The organism is Streptantibioticus cattleyicolor NRRL 8057 = DSM 46488, from assembly GCF_000240165.1.
In the GTDB taxonomy this organism is placed as follows: Bacteria; Actinomycetota; Actinomycetes; order Streptomycetales; family Streptomycetaceae; genus Streptantibioticus; species Streptantibioticus cattleyicolor.
The window spans coordinates 4,004,207-4,024,235 of sequence record NC_017586.1; the positions used below are offsets into that span (position 1 = coordinate 4,004,207).

Consider the following 20,029-nt stretch of genomic DNA (forward strand, 5'->3'; position numbering starts at 1 on the left):
CCCGGCCCTGGGTACGGCCGGTCGTGAGTTTCTGGATTCGGACGGGTTCGCCGGAGGCCCGGGACGTCCCCGGCGTCGTGGACAACATGGCGGAAGCCGTGGCGGAGATGTACCCGGTCGACACCGAGCGCCTGGTCCTGTCGTGGAACGGTGTGCCGGTGTCGCTGGTGTACTGCGAGGACGTGCAGGTCATGGTGGACGACATCGCCATGATGCTGGCGAGGCTGGCGGAGCGGCCGGACGCGCCGGTGTACGTTCGCTGGGGGCCGTCCGCGTTCCAGGCGGAGTGGCGGATCGCCCGGGACGGCACCGACCTGGTCGTCGACTCCCGCTGGGAGATCGTCGACCACGGCCCCGAGGACCTGCTGAGCGCCCGCGCCCGGCTGGTGGTACCGGAGGCGGATTTCCGCGAGGAATGGCTGAAGGTGTTGCGGCTCCTCGTGGACGACATCACCGCGCGGTCCGTCGCCATGGAGGACACGCTCATTTTCGACCAGGTCCGCGCGGTCCTGGCACCGGCCAGGAGGTGGGGCGTTCAGAACACCGCGTCCGCCAGCCGGTCGATCTGGTCGGCATCCGACGACCAGCAGTAGAGCATGACCTCGTCCGCGCCGATGGCGAAGAAGGCGTCGGTGGTTTCGCGGATGCGCTCGGGGGTGGTGAGAAGGCCCTCGGCCATGTGGCCGGCGCGGCCGGTGAAGGCGTAGTAGTCGCGGATGTTGTGCCGGGCGTGGGCCAGGGTGCCGGCCGGGCCGAGGGCGACGTTCAGTTGGGCGACGAGGCGGGGGCGGCCGGGCCGGGCGTGTTTTTCCCAGGCGGCCTCGACGTCGCGGAAGAGGCCGGTCATGAGGTGGGGCGGCAGGGCGGCGCCGAGGAAGCCGTCGCCGAAGCGGGCGACGCGTTCGAGCGCGGCGGGGGCGAAGCCGCCGAAGAGGACTTCGGGGCCGCCGGGCGTCGCGGGGCGCGGGCCGATGGGGCCGACGCCGTCCCCGTACGGCTCGCCGGACCAGACGCGGCGCAGCAGGGCCATCTGCCCGTCGAGGCGGCGTCCCCGGCGGTGGATGTCGACGCCCGCGGCCAGGCAGTCGTCCTCCCGGCCGCCGACACCGATGCCGAGCGTGAAACGGCCGCCGGAGATACGGTCGAGGGTCGCGGTCTGCTTGGCCAGCATCGCCGTGTTGTGCACCGGCGCGATCAGCACCTCGGTCTGGACGCGGATACGGGACGTGGCACCGGCGAGACCCGCCAGCGTGACGAGCGGTTCGGGGTTGCCGTACACGAGCCGGTCCAGCAGCCCGAGGGTGCTGAACGGTCCCGCGTCGGCACGCCGTGCCCAGCTCAGCAGCGCGGCGGGGTCGTCGATGGGGAGGCCGAGGCCGATCTTCATGGGGAGGATCCTCGGGAGGGCATGCCAGATTAAGGTGCCGCCCCTCCATGGCTCCGCGCGACGTCGCGCGGGCTCGCTCCCGTTCTGCGGCTGTGGTTCGAGAGAGCGTGATCGTCGAAGTGCGGCGACGGTAGCGTGCCGCGTGCGGACCGGGCAACGGGGTTTCGACACGGGGTGGTGCCGTCCGCCCCGGGCCCGGTGCGGACGGCTAATCGGCTCGCGGGGTCCAGCGCCGGGCGCTCCGCACGGCCATGGAGCCTCCGGCCCAGGTGATGAGGGCCGCCATGGCGAGACTGGCGGCGAGCATGACGCCGTAGAGGGTGACGGGCCATTCGGCGCTCTGCTCCCCGTTGGTCGCCGGTATGGCGAGGAACGCTTCGAGCAGGACGCCGGCGACCCCGGCCAGCAGCACCGGGACGCCGAGTGACCACAGCGCGGTGCGCCGTACGAAGCGGGTGTTGCCGGAGAGCACGCTGAGCGGGGCCATCGCCGTGCCGAAGCGGAGGAATTCGGAGAAGGCGGCCAGCCCCATGGCCGTCAGCAGGGCGAGCGCACCGGCCGCGCCGAAGAAGGTGAGCCAGCGTGCCTGGTAGCCCAGCTCGAACGAGGTGCCACCGGCCTCTCCGAGCGTGCGCACGCTGGCGGTGAGGTCGAGTCTTTGGTGGATGGCGCCCTTGACCCGGGAGATGTCCATCTGGCGGTTCTCGTCGGTGAAGACGGCCAGCCACAAGGTGCCTTCGCTGCCGAGTTTCGTGAGGTCGCCGGTGCGCACCGTGGCCGGGGTCGGCCCGTACCACTGGTAGCTGACCTGGCGCAGCCGTGCGTCGAGGTAGCCGTAGGCGACGTCCTGGCTGTGACCGGCGGCGGGGCAGTCGAGCCGGAGGGCCTTCAGGTCGGGGCAGGGTGCCTGGACGATCCGGTGCCCGGCGGGGCCCGGGCCGAGGGAGACCACGTGCGTCCCGGAAGGGAGCGCGGCGCGGAACTCCGGCCCGAGCCTGGCCGAGGGGGACGCCTGGAGGATGAGCATGGTCCGGCTGCGGGGTGAGTGCAGCAGCGTGAGGTTTCCGGAGCGGTTGCTGGTCATGCTGGACAGGATCTGGGTCTGGCCGACCACCCCGATCGCGACGACCAGCGCGGTCACCAGGCGGACGGCCGCACCCGGCCGGGCGGCGGCCCGCCGGGCGGCGACGAGCCCCGCGCCCCCGCCGTTCCTCCGTGCCCGCTCGGCCAACGGACGGGCGGCGCGCGTCCCCCACCAGGCGAGCAGGCCGGGCAGGGTGACGAGTACCCCCAGCGTCGCGGCGCAGTACACCGGGGCCGCCAGGCTGTTGCCGGCGAAGAGGGTGCCGGAGAACCAGGCGAGCAGCGCGAACGCCGGACACATGCCCACGCACAGCAGGCGCAGCAGCCCTCCGCGGTGTGAACCGGGCCGTGTCGACGCGGACTTCGCCCTCCGCAGCGGACGGAGCACGACCACGAGAGCCAGCGTGAGGAGGGGGGCCAGGAGTACGGCCGCCACGAGCCGGGGCCACGCCTGGCGCATGTCGGCGGCGGCCAGGGTGTAGTCGATCCACGGCAGCCGGACGTTCCAGACCGTCGAGGCCGCCACGATCAGGCCACCGAGCACGGTGCCGTATCCGATCGGGAGGGCCGCCTCGCCCCACTCCATCCAGAGGCGTGCCGCACGGCCGGCGCCGAGCGCTTCCACCAGGGCGGCGCGGCGGTCGCGTCCGGCCGAGCCCATCCGGATCGCGGCACCCGCCAGGACGAGCGCGGGACCGGCGAAGAGGACGGCGATCATCGCGAGCAACTGCCCCGCCGGACGGATGATCGTCAGGTCCCCGAAGCCGCCTTCCTCGTGCCGTCCGTAACCGGAGATGCCCACCCACCCGTCGGTGCTCGCGGCCATGGCGTCGGTGGGGCGCACGTACGCCAGCCGTTCCCCCGGCGAGGCGAGCCCCGACTCGCCGATGGTTCCCGCGACCTGGCCGTACCGGTGGGTGAAATCCTCGGCGGGCGAACCGTCGCGCAACGCCGGTGACAGGTAGACCTTGCCCGGGGCGGGCCAGCGGGTCAGACCCGGCGGCAGCGGCGCGTCATGCGTCACGGGGGCGACGGCCACGACGTAGAACTGGCGCCCCTGGTAGGAGTCCCAGTAGCTGGTCCACCGCGCCCGTACGTCGGCGGGGCGCGCCGCGGGCACCGGCTCGCGGGCGTCCGCCCGCACCTGGCGCGCGTCGTACGTCGCCGACGTCGCGACGAAAGCCGATCCGGCGAGAACGAGGACGGCCACGGCACACAGCAGGGCGACCGAGCGGGCTCGCCCCCCTTCCGCCGCACGTCCCGCCGCCCGGCCTATCCGCAGCATCTGCCACCACAACGAGCCGCGCATCACCCGGCACCCCCGGGTACGAGCTCACCGGCGCGCAGCCGCAGCACCCGGTCGGCCCGCGCCGCCACCGTCGCGTCGTGGGTGACCACGACCAGCGCGCACCCGTGCTCCTTCGGCGCCGCGAAGAGCAGCGCCGCGATCTGCGCCCGCGACTCCTCGTCCAGCGAACCGGTGGGTTCGTCGGCCAGCAGCAGATCCGGCGCGCCCATCAACGCCCGTGCCACCGCGACACGTTGCCGCTCACCGCCCGACAACTCCGCCGTCGTCACCGCGCCGAGACCGGCCAGCCCGACCGCGTCCAGCAACTCACCGGCGCGCGCGTACGCCGTCCTGCCGGGCGATCCGCCCAGCAGACCCGCCAACGCGACGTTCTCCACCGGCTTCAGCTCCGGAAGCAACTCGCCGAACTGGAACACCATCCCGACGTGCGCACGGCGAAACGCGGCCAGCTTGCCCCCACGTAATGCCGCCACATCCTGGCCGGCCACGAGAATACGTCCGGAATCGGGTCTGACCAGTCCGAGCAGCAGGGACAGCAACGTGCTTTTCCCCGCGCCGGAAGGCCCCATGACGGCGACCGACTCACCGGCCCGTACGGACAGGCCGACATGGTTCAGCAACTGGCGTCCGGCGATCTCGTACGTCAGGTCTTCGACTTCAACCGGCATTACGCCAGCCATTGCGGTGGGGCCTTTCTTTCCGGTGGGGTACGGCGAACCGCCGGGCCGGTGGCCGCGCGACGCAGCCCCGATCCCGGCGGAGTCCGGCCTGGTCAGCCGTGGGAGTGGTTGTCCGTCCACCACGCGCTGCAGTCGTCGGGCTGCAGCGACAGGGACGTGCGGGTCCGGTTGTCCCTTCCTTGGCTTCCTGGGAATGTGGCCTGTCGGCCGGTTTCCTTCGGCCGCGCAAGTGACCAGCAAAATAAGGCGTGGCGAGCATCAGAATCTAGCATTCCTGTAAGTGAAGCGCCGTGTTATTGATCTGATGCATGGCAGGTGAATGGCTGATTTTCCTCTTCTTCTCCGTCACGTCATGTGCGATACGGACAGGCGAGGTCGTCGGGCACCCGACCCTAAGGGCTGTCCCGTAAATGATCTCTGACGGGTCTGGTGGCCTGCTGGTTTCTGCGTCACCCGGCAAGGACGAGGTTGTGCAGGCGGGCGATGCCGAGCATGGCGTGCTGGACGCCGTCGCCCTTCAGCCGGCAGTCGCGAAGGATCTTCCAGCCCTTCATCCGGGCGAAGACGTGCTCTACACGGGCGCGGACTTTGCGGTGGGAGGCGTTGTGCTCCTCCTTCCATTCCGGGAGTTCGGTCTGGCCCTTCTCGCGGCGGTGCGGGATGACCAGGCCGGTGCCCCGGTAGCCGCCATCTGCGATGACCGTGGTCTTGCCGACGGCGTCTTTCGCGCCGGACAGCTCCCACGCCTTGCAGTCGTTGCGGTTGCCTGCGACTGGTCGGCCGACCGCGACGACGAGCCGGGTGTCGGCGTCGATGACGACCTGGTGGTTGGTGGAGTACCGGTAGTTCTTGGACTGCTCGGCGATGGTGTGGTCACGGGTGGGAACGAGGGTGCCGTCCATGATGAGCACGGTGTCCTTGCGGAACCGCTTGCGCTGCTGGAGCGCGAGCGCGGGCCCGAGGTGGTCGATGATGCGGTCGGCCGCCGACTTGGACACCCCGAACAGCGGGGCCAGTTGGCGCAGGGTCAGGTTCGTCCGCCAGTACGCGGCGATCAGGAGCACGCGGTCCTCCAGCGGCAGGCTCCATGGCCGACCCTTGCGCACCGGGTCCACACCCTCACGCCGGAGCGCGGTGATCAGCTTGCCGAACTGGCGCGGGCTCAGCCCAGTGAACGGGGCTATCCAGGAGGGCTCAGACGCCGTGATCACACCAGACACAGCCAGATCATCTCACCCGTGACCAGCAGTTACGGGACAGCCCTTAGCTTGTCACGAGACCGGGTCCGGATCGCCGGCACATGTCCGCCTCTCCCTCGTCCACTGCACAGGTCGCACGTCCCCATGGCTCACGGTGGTCAGCGACTACCATGCGGCCATGATCAGGGCTGCCGTGTTCGATGTCGGCCCCGCCCGCGCCGTGCACCGCGGCGCCGACCGGGACAGGCCCGCAGACGGCCGAGCCCGACGGCGAGCAGGCCGCCGGGCGCCCCCCTCCGCCGGGCCGGTCCCGGACGGCTCGGCGGGCATCGCCCCGCACGGGGTCTACGCCGAGGTACGCGCCATCCACGACGAAGTCAGGCCCGTCTCGGCCAAGTTGGGCGCCGGGCCGCAGCACGCTGCGCAGATCGCCGACCGCGAGACCCCCTTGCGGATCCTGGAGCGCGCCCGCTGGCCGCTCCCGTCCATCGGTGCCCTGTGCGGCATCGCCGGGGTGATCGCCAGCGTGATCGCCATCTACCACCACTGACTACGCCCCGCCCCTCCCTGGTTCTCCGCTAGGGCGGGCGCCCGGGAAGGGGTGGTCGGCAGGGCCAGGCCCGAAGGCCACGCCGCAGACAGCGCGTGACACGGCCCTGCTGGTCAGCAGGTCCCCCACAAGAGGAGAACGCCCTCATGGTATCCGCCTGCCTACGCCTGAAGCCGCCCCCGGGGCGCTCGATGGCACCCGGCCTGTGGAAGGGCTGCACGACCTTAAAGCGCGTGGTGGCGACGCTGCGAGCAGTACGCCCGTGGCGACGTCTGATGCACTGAGCAGTAGAAACGCAAAAAACGAGCCTTGGACGAACGTTGCGAACCCGACATTCAGGGCGTTCCATGCAGATGGCATGGGATCGGATATGTAAATGCCTGCAATGTCCAAACCATCGGACCGATTCAGTAGGCGAAGAGGAACCAGGGAAACCGGCCTATTTTTCGATGACCGCCAGGCTTCCCAAGGTACCTATCGAGCACAATCCAGCCATCGACTTAAGAGCATGCAGCACGCATGAGCCATTTCCAGCCATCTCCTCAGCAGGCCCTTTACTGGGAAACGTTGAACGCCGAAGATCTTCTGCGGAAGGTCAATCCCGATTCAACTAGAAGGAGGATGTGGTCTTTATGAAGACCCTCGGCAGATCAATCGCCCTCATCGGTGCGGCTGCGGCATTGTCCGCTGGAGCCTTCATTTCGCCAGCCACTGCGGCAGCTCCCCAGCAGCAGGCGCCCGCGTTCCTGGGGCACCCGAAGGCATGGGGCGAGGTGACTTTCACCATCAACCCTTCTTCGAAGACGATGTCTCCGCAGAGGGCCACTGAAAGTGTCGGCGGTGGAACATGGGAATACGGCTCCGGCATTGACGGCGGCAGCAAGTCATGCTGGTCCAATTACGTACACCCGTCGCTGCGTCACTCGGCGACGGCGACCATCGCCAACGCCGTGGACAAGGAGTACGCCGACGCCGGTAGCTGGGCGGACGCATACGTCACCGCCGGCCTCAGCTACACCTGCAAGGCGTACTGGGCGACGTACTAAGGGCTAGGCTCTCCGTCGTCGTGGTCCCGGCCGGTCCGTGGTTCTCCGGAGGCCTTGCCGGGACCTCGCCCTCTCAACAGGGGGTCCGGAGACTCCCTCGACTGAAGGGGACGTAGAGCAGCAGTCGGTACCTGAGTCCGGACGCCGCTTCGGCGGAGCAGCACAACGGATATTTGGTGCCGGAGTCGCCGTGTCGGCAGCAGTAGGCGTCCCCGCAGGCCCGGTGATCATCGGTCGGTCAAGTTGCGCCAAAAGCGGCTGCTGGCTCGCGATGACGGCTATCATCCCCTTGGACGAGGGTGGTGTCCAGTAGCGCGCTGGTGTCAATTGCCCGGTTCGTCCGCCTGGTCACCGAAAAGGGAAACTTCAAGCATCGTGCACTCTTCGCGATCCCGTATCTTGGCGTCTGTGGCCGCGCTGGCAGTTGGCGCGGTCCTCGGGGTTCTCGGCCCACTTCTCAACATAGCTGGCGGCCCGACAGGCCATGTGGCAAGTCTCGTCCTGTCCGCCGGATGGGCCTGGGCCGCACTGGCTTTCTGTGTCGGCCTCACACGGAGATCCAAAATGGAGTCCGCCATCCTGGCCCCCGCATCTCTGATCATCGCGGTGATCGCATACTACGCGACCAAAATTACGCAAGGAGACTACCTAGCGTACGACCATGCCGACCCTTCCGGGAAGACAACGTATATCGACTGGGCCGACGCACTATCAAAGGCGGCGGTCTGGTGCTTAGTCGCTTGCATTCTCGGCTCTCTCTTGGGACTGGCCGGTAATTTGGCGCGGAGGCACGGTATTCGCGGCCTACCTTTCCGAGTGCTGGTTCCGCTGGTGGCTATCGTTGACACGTCGATGCGACTCCGTTTCGATGCCCCCCTGCAAGGGGCAATCCCGACGACGACGTGGAACGTTATCCGCTTCGCTGCTGTGGCCGTCATCGTCATCCTCGCAGGGCACACAGTGATCACCACCCGATCCGCCGAACGGACGCACAGGTAAAGCCAACCTCGACATCGACGCGCGGCGTAGCCTTCCGCAGCCAGCCAGGCTCGTCGCAACGCTCTGGAAGCGAAGGCACAGCCGCCGGCACACATAGACGGCGGCAGCGATCAACGCGACAAAACATCTGTCTGGCCGGGCGGCAGCGAAGTGGGTTGGTATTGACGCAACCACCGTCAAGCGGTCCAGCGCCGTCCTCGCCGCCAACAGCCCTAGTGTCCTGAGTCGTTAATTCGTGTGCAGTATGCGGCGAGAGTGCCGAGGATGTCGTCGGCGGTCTTCGTCCAGACGAACGGCTTGGGGTTCTTGTTCCATTCGTTGATCCAGCCGCGGATGTCCCGTTCGAGTTCGACGACGCTGTGGTGGGCCGAGCGGCGGAGTTTGCGGCAGGTCAGCTCGGCGAACCAGCGCTCGACGAGGTTGAGCCAGGACGCCGAGGTGGGGGTGAAGTGCAGGTGGAAGCGGGGGTGCCGGAGCAGCCACTTCTTGACCGGCTCGGTCTTGTGGGTGGCGTAGTTGTCCAGGACCAGGTGCAGGTCCAGGTCCTTGGGTACGGCGGCGTCGATGGTCTTCAGGAAGCGGAGGAACTCCTGGTGGCGATGGCGTCGGTAGTGCTGGGCTATGACCGAGCCGGACGCGATGTCCAAGGCGGCGAACAGGCTGGTCGTGCCGTGCCGGACGTAGTCGTGCGTCATCTTCGCCGGCGTGGCCGGCGCCATCGGCAGCACCGGCTGGGTCCGGTCCAGGGCCTGTATCTGCGACTTCTCGTCCACTGCCAGGACCAGGGCGTTCTGCGGCGGGGACAGGTAAATGCCCACCACGTCGCGGACCTTGGTCACGAACTGCGGGTCGGTCGACAGCTTCCAGGTCTCCACGATGTGCGGCTTGAGGCCGAACGCCCGCCAGATCCGGGAGACAGCCGACTGCGACATCCCCACCGCCTCGGCCATCGAACGCGTCGACCAATGCGAATCTCCTGTCGGCGGCGCCTGACCGAGCGTCCTGGCGACCAGGGCCTCGACCTGCTCGTCCGTAATCTTCCGCGGCGCCCCCGAACGCGGCCGGTCCACCAGGCCCTCCAGCCGGTCCGCGGCAAACCGGGACCGCCACTTGCGCACCGTCTCCCTCGAGACACCCAGGTCATCCGCGACCTGCGCGTTCGGTCGGCCCTCCGCGCACGCCAACACGATCCTCGACCGCAGCACCAGCGCCTGAGAGGCGGTCTGCTTGCGCATCCAACCCCGCAGCACCCGGCGTTCGTGATCGGACAACTCCAGCGGCAACGGCTTCGGACCAGGCACCGCCCCACCCTACAACTGCAAGGGAACTAACGACTCGGGACACTAGGAACCATTCCTACCTGCGCCCCCGCCCGGTCCTGCGGGACCGAGCGGGGGCGTTTCTGCGTGGCCACGTTGACCAGGGCGTCGCTCGTAGGCCGAATTCCCGAATCCCCGGCTCAGCCTCCTGCGACGGCACCGGCCGGCCTTCCGCCGAGCAGCGGCGCCCGGAACGGCGTCGGCCCCCGCGGGTGGGTGCGGGGGCCGATCACCGTTCCCCCGGCTGGCTCCGGGGGTACCGTTCTGGGTGTCGAGGCCAGAACGGAGTTCAGTATGCCGGATGCCCTGGATGATCGGGCGGGGATCGGGCGGCGCATCGCGCAGGCCCGCAAGACACGGGGGCTGACACAGACCGAGCTAGCTCGGCGTATCCCTTGCTCGAAGTCCCTCATTGCCCAGGTCGAAACAGGCCACAAGCCAGCCAGCCCCTCACTCACCGCCGGGGCTGCTCGCGCCCTCGGCATCCGCCTGGAACAACTCACCGGGCAGCCCTATGACGACGCACGACAAGGCCGCGTCCACGACACCATCCCGCACATCCGCCGATCCCTGCTCTCCTGGGACCTTCCCGGCGAGGACTTGCCCGCCCGTCCGTTCGACGACCTCGCCGCCGACGTAGCCAGGGCCTCGCAGCTCGGTCGCAAGGCGCGATACATGCAACTCGGGCAAATGCTGCCGTCGCTGCTCGACGAACTGTGCACTGCCTGCCACGCCGCTGACGGCCGCGAGCAGCAACGGCTGTTCGGGCTTTTGTCGGAGGCGTACACCGGAGTCACCGCGATCGCCTATGCGTTGGGCGAGTTCGACCTTCGGTCGTTGGGCATGGACCGGGTGCAATGGGCCGCCCAAATGTCTGGTGATCCGCTGCGCGTGGCGCGTACCCAGTGGCAGCGGTCCACGCTGTTCTTGCAGGCCGCCGCCTACGACCGCGGTATGCGGCTGCTCGATCGGCTCCGCGGCGACCTCGGCGACGACATCGCACGTATGGAACCGGCGATGCTCTCGGTGTACGGCGCCGTACACCTGCGGTCGGCCATGTTCGCGGCCCGCGCTTCCAACGCCCAGGCCGCGCGGGACCACATCGCTGCGGCGCGCGATACCGCCCGAGTGTTGGGCGCTGACGCGAACCACTATGGGCTGGAGTTCGGGCCAACGAACGTGGACATCCACGCCTTGGGCATGGCAGTGGAGTTGTACGACGGGGCCGGGGTCGCTCGCTTGGCGGAGTCGACTCGGCTGCCGCCGGATATCGCGCCAGTGCGGGCAGGGCGTTGGTACATGGATCTTGCCAAGGGGTGGCTGGACTACGGCCAGCGTGACAGAGCCGTTGCGGCGATTGCGGCGGCCCGGAAGGTGTCGCCGGAGCAGGCGCGGAATCATCCCCAGGTACGGGAAACGGTGCGCACGCTCATTGAGTTGGAGAGGTACCGGAAGGATTCGCTGGTCGGGCTGGCTCACTGGCTGGGTATCATGTGAAGTTTCACAGCTCGTGAAACTCGAAGCGCTCCACAGCGGGCAATCTGTGAGTTATCGATCACAGACCGTTGATGGAGCCGACTTTGAGGAGCCCTCAGCCCACTCTCGCGTTCGTCTACGACCGATGCTGCACCTCGGACACGACGGAGCTGGAGCGTCGCCTGAAAGCGTGCGGTGAGTACGTCGTCGCGCAGGGCTGGGGCTTCGGCGGCTGGTGGCGCGACACCGGCGACCAGGCCCTGGTCAACGACCACCGACCCGCATTCGACACCCTGCTGCGCACGATGCGCGCCGCGGAAGGCTGCCAGCGGGTGTGCCTGGTCTACGACTGGCACCGCCTCAGCCACGACCTCGGCAAGCGGACCATCCTGGTCCGCCGTCTGCTCGGGCTCGGTGCCACGGTCGAGACGTGCTTCGGCGAACGGATGACCCCCGACGGCCGCCACGAGCCGCTCGGCTCCCTGTCCGGCATGCCGCTGACATGACCGGACGCTGCGGCTGGTGCCGCGAACCGAGGAACGACCTCGTCGCTGTCGGCTTCCACCCGGCGACGTCCGCCGGCGGCGTCAGCGTCTATGCCTGCGCCGGCTGCGTGGCCGCGCGCCAGCTCCTCCCGCTCGCCGAACACCCGGTGGAGACCGACGGAACCCCGCGAATTCGGCCCAGCACCACCACGACGACCCGCACGGGCCAGTAGCCCCTGCCGCGGGGTCGAACGGACCTCTGCGGCAGGTAGACCCCACACCGGCCGGACGTCTGGACAGCAACCCCGGCCGACGTGGGCGCGTGCACGACGGCCGCGGGGACGAACCCCGTACCCGGCGCGACACGGGAGCGATCCTGTGCGCGACATTCCCGGCGTGGCCCACGCCGACCCCGAGGAAGAGCCCGGCGACGGGGGCAGCCCCGGCCCGGACGTGGACGACGGCAGGGGCGGCGCCCCCAGCCCCGGCCACTGACCACGACGGCCCCCACGCACCCGGCGTGGGGGCATGCTCGGCACCGTGCCCGTGCCCGGACGGTCCGGCGGCGACCCGGACCTGTGGGCCGCGGCCACCACGCACCTGCCCGTCACCGAGGCCGCCCGCGCCGACGGACCACCGCGCTGGTTCATCTGCGCGGGCGCCGGAAGCCGCATCACCCGCGCTCCCCGCACACTCGACGTCCGCGTCGTGGCCTGGTCGCTCACGAACGGACGCGGCTTCACCCTCAACGGGACCTACTTCGGCCACGACAACGGCCACATCGGACGCCTGTGCTTCGGCGAACCGACCCTCACCGCACGCGCCCACGCGGTGCTCACCTGACGAGCCCGCACGAACCCGAACGAGCCCGCACGTTCTCTCCATGGCGCACGGACGCGCCGTCGCACGTCACAAACCCGGCGACGCCGACGATCGGCCTCGGGATACTGGGTGCCCATGGATGAGGTCGAGGTCGTCGTCGCCCATTCCGAGCGGGCGACTCTGCGCGTCGGTGATGTGTTCCTGAAGGTGGACGCGGATCAGGCGCGTATCGATACCGAGGTCGAGGCGATGGCGTTGGTGCCGGTCCCGACGCCGGAGGTTCTGTGGCGCAAGCCGCCGGTGCTCGCGATCTCCGCGGTGAGGGGGACGGCGCTGGGTCGCCTCGGTGAGCCGTCGACCGCGTCCCCGGCGGCGTGGGCCGCGGCGGGTGCCACCGTCCGGAGGGTGCACGACGCACCGTTGCCGCCGTGGCCCGGGCGGGCCGGCCGGGGTGTTGAGGAGTTGGCGGCGAATCTCGACGGTGAGTGTGAGTGGCTGGCGGCCAACGGCGTCCTGCCCGCCGAGTTGGTCACCCGGAACCGCCAGGTCGCCCAGGCGGCGTTCCGGCCGTGGGCTCCGGTGTTCACGCACGGCGACTTGCAGATCGCTCACGTGTTCGTCGACGGTGACGAGGTCACGGGCATCATCGACTGGTCCGAGGCGGGTCAGGGCGATGCCCTGTACGACCTCGCCACCTTGACGCTGGGACACGAGGAGCACCTCGGCGATGTCGTCGCCGGTTACGGCACCGACGTCGACCTCGACGTGATCCGCGCGTGGTGGTCGTTGCGAAGCCTGCTGGGGGTTCGCTGGCTGATCGAGCACGGCTTCGACCCGTCCGCTCCGGGATGTGAGGTCGACGTGCTGAAATCCCGGATGTGACGCCGCGCGGGCCGGACCGGCAACTCCGATCCATTATCGGGTGGTTCAACGCTGCGAGGTGTCGCCCTCGGTGGGGATTTGCTCGGGCAAGGTCTTCGATAACGCACGCCCGCCGGAAGGGCGTGGTGTGAACAAGGTCGGATAACGACAGCGGGATTAGAGGCAGGGGGAGAAGGGGCGGAAAGGGAAAGGGGGTTCGCGGAGGAGGACCCAGACGCGTTTGCCGGTGTCGGTGGGGGTGGCACCCCAGGCGTCGGCGAGGGTGGAGATGAGGAAGAGGCCGCGGCCGGATTCGGAGAGGGAGTCGGGGGCGGCGCGGAGGACGGGGAGGGCGGGAGAATAGTCGGAGACGGCGGCGAGAACGGTGTTGGGCGTCGATTCGAGCACGAGTTCGCATTCGGGGCTCTCGACGTGCCGGTGGACGTTGGCCAGTATCTCCGTGACGCACATGGCGGCGGTGTCCGCGAGGGTGGGGTGACCCCAGAGGCCCAGGTGGGACGTGATGAGTTGACGGACCGTGGCGAAGAGGGCCGGGTCCGCCAACAGGCGCAGGACGTAGCGCTGTTCGGCGAGGGCGGCGGGCCCTGTCATCACCTCGGGTGGAGATTCCGGCTTCATGCTTCCACATTCCCCAAGTCTGGCTAAGGGCTGTCCCGTAACTGCTGGTCACGGGTGAGATGATCTTGCTGTGTCTGGTGTGATCACGGCGTCTGAGCCCTCCTGGATAGCCCCGTTCACTGGGCTGAGCCCGCGCCAGTTCGGCAAGCTGATCACCGCGCTCCGGCGTGAGGGTGTGGACCCGGTGCGCAAGGGTCGGCCATGGAGCCTGCCGCTGGAGGACCGCGTGCTCCTGATCGCCGCGTACTGGCGGACGAACCTGACCCTGCGCCAACTGGCCCCGCTGTTCGGGGTGTCCAAGTCGGCGGCCGACCGCATCATCGACCACCTCGGGCCCGCGCTCGCGCTCCAGCAGCGCAAGCGGTTCCGCAAGGACACCGTGCTCATCGTGGACGGCACCCTCGTTCCCACCCGTGACCACACCATCGCCGAGCAGTCCAAGAACTACCGGTACTCCACCAACCACCAGGTCGTCATCGACGCCGACACCCGGCTCGTCGTCGCGGTCGGCCGACCAGTCGCAGGCAACCGCAACGACTGCAAGGCGTGGGAGCTGTCCGGCGCGAAAGACGCCGTCGGCAAGACCACGGTCATCGCAGATGGCGGCTACCGGGGCACCGGCCTGGTCATCCCGCACCGCCGCGAGAAGGGCCAGACCGAACTCCCGGAATGGAAGGAGGAGCACAACGCCTCCCACCGCAAAGTCCGCGCCCGTGTAGAGCACGTCTTCGCCCGGATGAAGGGCTGGAAGATCCTTCGCGACTGCCGGCTGAAGGGCGACGGCGTCCAGCACGCCATGCTCGGCATCGCCCGCCTGCACAACCTCGTCCTTGCCGGGTGACGCAGAAACCAGCAGGCCACCAGACCCGTCAGAGATCATTTACGGGACAGCCCTTAGCCTGACCAGACACAAAGCGTTCCCACAAGTCGCTGTGGAGGAACGGGTCGGGGAGGGTGATGGTTATGGCGAATGTAGAAGGTTCCGACAACATGCGGATGTACGGGGCCCTCGTGCGTCACCTGCGCACCAGGCAGAAGATCTCACTGGAACGTCTCGCCGCCCACTGCGGCTACTCCAAGTCTCTCGTCGCCGCGATCGAGACCGGGATCCGCATGCCCAGCATGTATTTCATCCGCAAGGCCGCCGAAATCCTCGGCGAAGACGCGCTGCTCATGGAGCTGGCCGAGCATCTGTCGCGGGACACCTACCCGCACTGGTTCCTGGACTACCTTGATCTGGAACGCCGTGCTCGCGCCATCCATTCGTACCAGGCCCACGTGCTTCCGGGTCTGCTGCAGACCGAAGAGACCGCGCGTGCGGTCCTGTCCGCCTACCGGCCGGTCATCGACGACAAGGACATCGAGGAACGAGTCGCCGGTCGCATGGCCCGGCAAACGATCTTCGACCGCAAGCCGACCCCGGTCCTGAGCTTCGTGCTCGAACTGATCACCATCACTCGGCCCATTGGCGGGCCCGAAGTCCATCGGGCGCAACTGGAACGGTTGTTGTTCGATGCGCAGCGACGAAATGTCGAGATCCAGATCATGCCGCCGGATCGGGAGACGCACTCCGCGCTCGACGGCCCCTTCACGCTGATCGAGACCTACGACAACCGTCGCCTCGCCTACGTCGAAGGTCAGCACGGCAGCCGTCTCATCGAAGATCCGCTGACCGTCAGCGACATGGACGCACGGTATGGGATCATCCGCGCACAGGCTTTCAGTCCCGAAGAGTCCTTGCGTCTCATCGAACAGGTGGCAAAGGAACTATGAGCACTGACCTCGTGTGGTTCAAGTCCAGCTACAGCGGCAACCAGGGCGGCAACTGCGTCGAAATCGCCCTGGACTGGCGGAAGTCGAGCTACAGCGGCAACCAGGGCGGGGACTGCGTCGAGGTGGCCTCCTGCCCCTCCGTGGTGCATGTGCGGGACTCGAAGGACAAGAGTGGGCCGACGTTGACGTTCGCGCCGGAGGAGTGGTCGGCGTTCGTGGCGTTCGCGGCCGACGTGACGGTAGAGTAATCGTCCGATCACGGACCGAAAGCGGCCCTCAGAGGTGCGCCAACACCGCCTGAGGGCCTCACCGCCAAGTGCTTAAAACTCAGAGGAGCACCTGGGATGTTCAGGCATGCTATCGCGCCTGCGCGTTTCTTCTCGCAGACGCCGAACGACCTCATTCGTCATCCACGGTTGACCGGGTGTGCGGTCCGGTTGCTTCAGTGGGCGTTGTCGTTGCCGGAGGGGTCCCGCGAGACGATCACGTCGATCGCGGAGAAGATGCCGGAGGGGCGGACGACGGTCCGTAATGCCCGGCGTCAGTTGGAGGCGGAGGGGTATCTGCACACGCGGCGCCGTCAGGATCCGGTGACGGGGCGGTGGACGACCCAAGTGCTCGTCAGCAACGTGCCGTTGCGGGAGCCGGAGGCGGTCGAGGCCGCGTTCGGGCAGGTGGCGCCGGGTGACCGTGGGCCGACGGTCGGTGCGCCGGCCGTTCGCGCCGTCGGCACGTCCACCAAGGTGGAGAAGAACGAGGAGAAGACCCCCAACCCGCCCGACCGGGAGGCCGACCAGGACGTCCCGCCTGAGCGCGGGCGGGCCGCCGCGTTGCTGGCGCGGCTCGGTGAGCGTGAGCCCCGGTTGCGGCTGGGGGCGCCGGAAGCGGTGCGGTTGGCGCCGTTGGCGGCGGCCGTGTTGGCCGGGGGAGTGCCGGAGAGTGTGTTGGGGGAGACGTTGGCGGCCGGGTTGCCGCCGGTGGTGCATGCCCCGGCCGCGTTCCTTACGCACCGATTGAAGGCCAAACTTACTCATGAGGGTGAGGAACGTCCCCGACGGTTGCCGTGCGGGCCGTTGCCGGAGTGTGAGGCGTGCCGGGATCCGTTGCCACGCGGGTCGTCGGCCGGGCGGTGTCGGCGGTGTACGGCGGCGGGCGGATACCGCTCAGTAGCATGGCCGCTTCATGCATCGTCGCTACGGAGCTAGGAGCAGCCATGCCGGATGAGCGAGCGGCCGTGACCGATGGCAGACGGATCGCGTTCCGGGGGGCGGCGTGTGCCGCGGGTGTGGCGGGGCTGGTGGGGACGACGGCGCAGAGCCTGAGTCAGCCGGGGCCGGCGGAGTTCTGGATCTACTTCACGTTCCAGAGCAACCTGTTGCTGGCGGTGTTCTTCGGGGTGCTCGTCGGGCGTGAGGTGCGCGGGGCGGGGGAGCCGGGGCCGTTCCTGCGCGGGGCGAAGGGCGCGGTGACGCTGTACATCCTGATCACCGGGTTGGTGTTCAACCTGTTGCTGGCGAATCCGGCGAGCCCGTTCTACACCGTGCAGAAGGATTCGCACTATTTGTGGTACAGCGTGCTGCTGCATGTGGTGGCGCCGGTGATGGCGTTGCTGGACTGGTTGATGTTCGGGCCGCGCGGGAGCCTGCGGTGGCGGCATGCGGCGATGTGGCTGGCGTACCCGTTGGCGTATCTGGCGTTCGCGCTGATCAGGGGCGCGGTGGTGACGACGGGGACGTTGTACCCGTACCCGTTCCTCGACGTGGCGAAGTCGGGGTACGGGCAGGTGACGGTGAACTGCTGCGCGCTGGCGGTGGCGTTCTGGCTGCTGGGCGTCGGGCTGGTGGCGCTGGACCGGCGGGCGGCGGGGCGGGGCGGGGACGAGGTGGCGGTGGCCGAGGACGTCCCCGCGCCGACGGCGGTCAGTCGGCGGCGTTGAACGCGCGGGCCAGGGCGAGGCTGTCCTCGAACGCCAGATAGCGCGTGATCAGGCCGTTCTCGACCACGAAGTGGAAGGCGAACGGCGAGGCGAAGATCTTGCCGGTGGACTTGACGAGCTGTTCCATGTCGCCGAGGGCCACCGCGTGGACGCCGTCGGCCACGATGTGGCGGCAGGTGAAGTGCTTGGTCTCCAGGTGTCCACGCAGCTCCGTGTAGAACTGCCCGGCCTCCTCGCGGGTGGTGCGCCTGCCGACCCAGGGCACCGCGTCGGAGCCGTAGATGTACCAGTCGATCCGCTCGGCGAACAGGTCGCCCACGGTCTCCGGTTCGCCGTCGCGGACGCGGCGGAAGAACTCCTCGACGACGGCGCGGGTCTCGGCGGTGTCGCTCATGGCGTCCTCTCCGTTCAGGTCTTCTCGGCCATGCGGGATCAGCTCGCTCGCTCGTCCTTGATCCACGGCGAGTGGGCGGCGCAGCCTATTCCCCACCGGGACGTACTGCCGTACACCACTCGGTGGAGTGGTGGAGATTCACGCGGGTTGACGAGTGGGGTGGGGGCGTTGCCATCACGGGGGTGATGGCGGGGCGGAATTTCCGTCCGGAAAGCGGGAATTCGGTGGTGGGGGCGGAAATTCGGCGCGTTATTCCGTCGTTTCCACGGGGTGCGTTGTGCTCGCTTCGGCGCCGCCCTCGCCGAAGCGGGCCAGGGCGAGCGCGCCCAGGACGGCCAGGGCGTAACCGGCGATCGCCAGGCCGCCGAGTCCCTCGCGGGTGCGGTCGCCGAGCGCGAGCACGCCGACCAGGGCCGGGCCGATCGTCTCGCCGATCACCATCCCGGCGGTGGCCGTGGTGACCGAGCCGCGTTGCAGCGCCGTGGTCAGCAGCAGGAACGCGGCGCCGCCGCCGACGAGCACGGCGTACGTCGCCGGGTTGGCCAGCAGGCCGTGCACCGTGAACGACGGGATCAGCCGCACCGCGACCGTCACCACCCCGAAGCCCAGGCCCGCGCCGAGGCCGAGCGCGGCGGCCCGGGCCCGTTCCGGCAGCCTGCCCGCGGCCACCCCGCCCAGCAGGATCACCACCGACGCGCCGAGCACGCCCCAGCGCAGCGTCGTGTCGCCCGCGCCGTGGCCCTCGGCGCCGGACGCCACCGCCAGCGCGCCGAGCCCGACGCAGACCACGGCCACCGCGCCCCACTCCGCCCGGCCCAGCCGGGTGTCCAGCATCCACGACGCGACCACCGCCGTCACCGCCAGGCTCGCGGCGAGCGCCGCCCCGACCGCGTAGATCGGCACCGACCGCAGCGCCACGATCTCCAGCGCGAACCCGGCGCCGTCCAGCCCGAGGCCCAGCACGTACCACCCCTGCCGTACGGCTCGCATCAGCAGCCCGACGTCCACCCCTCCGCTGTCCCCGGCGCGGGTTGCCCGGCGCGCGGCGACGGCTTGGAAGACGGATGCGGTGCCGAAGCAGAGGGCGGCGCCGAGGGCAGAGAGGAGTCCGAGTAGCACGCGTTGGAGCGTAATCGCTCGCGCTGGCGCTCAGCGGGTTCGCTCGCGCTGGCGGTCAGCGGGTTCGCTCGCGCTGGCGGTCAGCCATTACGTGGTGGCCGGTGCCCCCGGGTCCCCGCTGCGCGCGGCTGGGGCCTGCCATGTCGTGGTGGCCGTTTCCGCCCGTTTCAGGATGCCGGGGTGGCCCCGGTGGGCCCGGGGTGGTGGGGGAAACCCCGGTTCCCTGCTGGGCGCGGTTGCGCGAGCCACTGTCGTGGTGGCCGTTTCCGCCCGTTTCAGGATGCCGGGTGGCCCCGGCGGGCCCGGGGTGGTGGGGCAACCCCGGTTCCCCGTCTGAGCGCGGCGGCGCGAGCCACTGTCGTGGTGGCCGGTTGCGCCCGGTCCCGGGGCCCGGGGTGGCCCCGGCGGCCCGTCGGGGTGGGCGGGTGGGTGGGAGCGTCCTGGCCGGTGGGTGGGGGGTGGGGTTTTGGTTTGGTTCGGCACTGGGTGCGGTCGCCTACGGTGCGTTGGGGGTCGGGGGCGCGCCGGGGGTGACTCCTCGCTCCCCGTATCCGCCATAGTTGCGCTCCGGCTATTGGGTCGCTGCGGGGACACCCCCGGCACACCCCCTTGTGCCGTCGTGCGTGTGCCTCTCTTCGCGGGTGGGGGTGAGTGAGGAGGTTGGGGTGACCCCGGTCTTTTTCTCACCCCCTCCGTGCCGCAGCGCGGAACGATGCGGAACGGGGGCGTGCAGGGGTGTCCCCGCAGCGACCCAGTAGCCGGAGCCCAGCCTTGGCGGATACGGGGAGCGAGGAGTCACCCCGGAGGGCCCCCGGACCCAAGGCAGACAGTGCGCATCCCGCACTGTACGAACACAGCCACGGGTGGGCGGGGGGAAACATTCAGTGACGCCAGCCACGACGGAACCGGGACCGGGGGAACCCCCAGGAGGTAATGGCTGACGGCCGGCGTC

General features: G+C 69.3%; 22 protein-coding genes. 14 read left to right on the forward strand and 8 right to left on the reverse strand.

The window, feature by feature from the left end:
• Positions 1-23: 23 nt before the first annotated feature.
• Positions 24-593, forward strand: a complete 570-nt coding sequence (locus tag SCATT_RS17610; RefSeq protein ID WP_157894836.1) for a hypothetical protein — start codon at positions 24-26, stop codon at positions 591-593.
• Here the strand turns inward: SCATT_RS17610 and SCATT_RS17615 are convergent.
• From SCATT_RS17615 to SCATT_RS17630, 4 genes are all read right to left on the reverse strand, one after another.
• Complete coding sequence (locus SCATT_RS17615; RefSeq protein ID WP_014144448.1) at positions 536-1,387, reverse strand: LLM class flavin-dependent oxidoreductase; 852 nt, start codon at positions 1,385-1,387, stop codon at positions 536-538. The two genes, SCATT_RS17610 and SCATT_RS17615, sit on opposite strands and share 58 nt — an antisense overlap.
• A 208-nt stretch (positions 1,388-1,595) precedes the next feature.
• Entirely contained in the window at positions 1,596-3,779 is a 2,184-nt protein-coding gene (locus SCATT_RS17620; RefSeq protein ID WP_014144449.1) for a hypothetical protein, read from the reverse strand.
• Positions 3,779-4,447, reverse strand: coding sequence for an ABC transporter ATP-binding protein (locus tag SCATT_RS17625; RefSeq protein ID WP_014144450.1), 669 nt, complete (start codon positions 4,445-4,447; stop codon positions 3,779-3,781). Before SCATT_RS17625 ends, SCATT_RS17620 begins: the two co-directional genes overlap by 1 nt.
• Positions 4,448-4,908: 461 nt before the next feature.
• Positions 4,909-5,679 (reverse strand): IS5/IS1182 family transposase, encoded by a 771-nt coding sequence (locus tag SCATT_RS17630; RefSeq protein WP_014627237.1) that lies wholly within the window; start codon positions 5,677-5,679, stop codon positions 4,909-4,911.
• 157 nt (positions 5,680-5,836) lie between these two features.
• On the opposite strand from SCATT_RS17630, the gene SCATT_RS39655 reads away from it, so the two are divergent.
• The 3 genes from SCATT_RS39655 to SCATT_RS38020 all read left to right on the forward strand — a co-directional run bounded on the left by SCATT_RS39655 (position 5,837) and on the right by SCATT_RS38020 (position 8,253).
• Positions 5,837-6,208: a hypothetical protein gene (locus SCATT_RS39655; protein ID WP_014144452.1), complete on the forward strand. Its 372-nt coding sequence runs from the start codon at positions 5,837-5,839 to the stop codon at positions 6,206-6,208.
• A gap of 632 nt (positions 6,209-6,840) precedes the next feature.
• Positions 6,841-7,254 carry a lactococcin 972 family bacteriocin gene (locus SCATT_RS37715; protein WP_157894837.1) on the forward strand — a complete coding sequence of 138 codons (414 nt, stop codon included), beginning with the start codon at positions 6,841-6,843 and terminating at the stop codon, positions 7,252-7,254.
• Between the two features lie 375 nt (positions 7,255-7,629).
• Positions 7,630-8,253, forward strand: a complete 624-nt coding sequence (locus SCATT_RS38020; protein ID WP_265736689.1) for a DUF6518 family protein — start codon at positions 7,630-7,632, stop codon at positions 8,251-8,253.
• 212 nt (positions 8,254-8,465) lie between these two features.
• Here SCATT_RS38020 and SCATT_RS17650 read toward each other — a convergent pair whose 3' ends face one another.
• A complete protein-coding gene (locus SCATT_RS17650) occupies positions 8,466-9,554 on the reverse strand; it encodes an IS630 family transposase (protein WP_014143893.1) in 1,089 nt (362 codons plus the stop codon).
• Between the two features lie 312 nt (positions 9,555-9,866).
• Here SCATT_RS17650 and SCATT_RS17655 point away from each other — a divergent pair, with 312 nt between their 5' ends.
• The 5 genes from SCATT_RS17655 (at position 9,867) to SCATT_RS17675 (ending at position 13,237) form a co-directional block, all read left to right on the forward strand.
• Positions 9,867-11,069: a helix-turn-helix domain-containing protein gene (locus SCATT_RS17655; RefSeq protein ID WP_014144456.1), complete on the forward strand. Its 1,203-nt coding sequence runs from the start codon at positions 9,867-9,869 to the stop codon at positions 11,067-11,069.
• A gap of 83 nt (positions 11,070-11,152) precedes the next feature.
• Positions 11,153-11,554: a recombinase family protein gene (locus SCATT_RS17660; protein WP_014144457.1), complete on the forward strand. Its 402-nt coding sequence runs from the start codon at positions 11,153-11,155 to the stop codon at positions 11,552-11,554.
• Positions 11,551-11,766: a hypothetical protein gene (locus SCATT_RS17665; protein WP_014144458.1), complete on the forward strand. Its 216-nt coding sequence runs from the start codon at positions 11,551-11,553 to the stop codon at positions 11,764-11,766. The genes SCATT_RS17660 and SCATT_RS17665 overlap by 4 nt, the downstream gene beginning before the upstream one ends.
• A gap of 307 nt (positions 11,767-12,073) precedes the next feature.
• Positions 12,074-12,376 (forward strand): hypothetical protein, encoded by a 303-nt coding sequence (locus SCATT_RS17670; RefSeq protein WP_231905116.1) that lies wholly within the window; start codon positions 12,074-12,076, stop codon positions 12,374-12,376.
• Between the two features lie 114 nt (positions 12,377-12,490).
• Entirely contained in the window at positions 12,491-13,237 is a 747-nt protein-coding gene (locus tag SCATT_RS17675; protein WP_014144460.1) for a phosphotransferase family protein, read from the forward strand.
• A 156-nt stretch (positions 13,238-13,393) separates the two neighbouring features.
• On the opposite strand, the gene SCATT_RS17680 is transcribed toward SCATT_RS17675, so the two are convergent.
• A complete protein-coding gene (locus tag SCATT_RS17680; protein WP_014144461.1) occupies positions 13,394-13,855 on the reverse strand; it encodes an ATP-binding protein in 462 nt (153 codons plus the stop codon).
• Between the two features lie 70 nt (positions 13,856-13,925).
• On the opposite strand from SCATT_RS17680, the gene SCATT_RS17685 reads away from it, so the two are divergent.
• The 5 genes from SCATT_RS17685 to SCATT_RS17705 all read left to right on the forward strand — a co-directional run bounded on the left by SCATT_RS17685 (position 13,926) and on the right by SCATT_RS17705 (position 17,564).
• The gene (locus SCATT_RS17685) at positions 13,926-14,696 is read left to right on the forward strand and encodes an IS5/IS1182 family transposase (protein WP_014626964.1); all 771 of its coding nucleotides are present in this window, start codon (positions 13,926-13,928) and stop codon (positions 14,694-14,696) included.
• A 122-nt stretch (positions 14,697-14,818) separates the two neighbouring features.
• Complete coding sequence (locus SCATT_RS17690) at positions 14,819-15,628, forward strand: helix-turn-helix domain-containing protein (protein WP_014628245.1); 810 nt, start codon at positions 14,819-14,821, stop codon at positions 15,626-15,628.
• Entirely contained in the window at positions 15,625-15,876 is a 252-nt protein-coding gene (locus tag SCATT_RS17695; RefSeq protein ID WP_014144463.1) for a DUF397 domain-containing protein, read from the forward strand. The genes SCATT_RS17690 and SCATT_RS17695 overlap by 4 nt, the downstream gene beginning before the upstream one ends.
• Before the next feature lie 96 nt (positions 15,877-15,972).
• A complete protein-coding gene (locus SCATT_RS17700; protein ID WP_014144464.1) occupies positions 15,973-16,833 on the forward strand; it encodes a helix-turn-helix domain-containing protein in 861 nt (286 codons plus the stop codon).
• Positions 16,834-16,841: 8 nt separating this feature from the next.
• Positions 16,842-17,564, forward strand: a complete 723-nt coding sequence (locus SCATT_RS17705) for a Pr6Pr family membrane protein (protein ID WP_014144465.1) — start codon at positions 16,842-16,844, stop codon at positions 17,562-17,564.
• Here SCATT_RS17705 and SCATT_RS17710 read toward each other — a convergent pair.
• Positions 17,548-17,958: a nuclear transport factor 2 family protein gene (locus tag SCATT_RS17710; RefSeq protein ID WP_014144466.1), complete on the reverse strand. Its 411-nt coding sequence runs from the start codon at positions 17,956-17,958 to the stop codon at positions 17,548-17,550. The two genes, SCATT_RS17705 and SCATT_RS17710, sit on opposite strands and share 17 nt — an antisense overlap.
• A 249-nt stretch (positions 17,959-18,207) precedes the next feature.
• Positions 18,208-19,077 carry a hypothetical protein gene (locus SCATT_RS17715; RefSeq protein ID WP_014144467.1) on the reverse strand — a complete coding sequence of 290 codons (870 nt, stop codon included), beginning with the start codon at positions 19,075-19,077 and terminating at the stop codon, positions 18,208-18,210.
• Between the last annotated feature and the right edge of the window lie 952 nt (positions 19,078-20,029).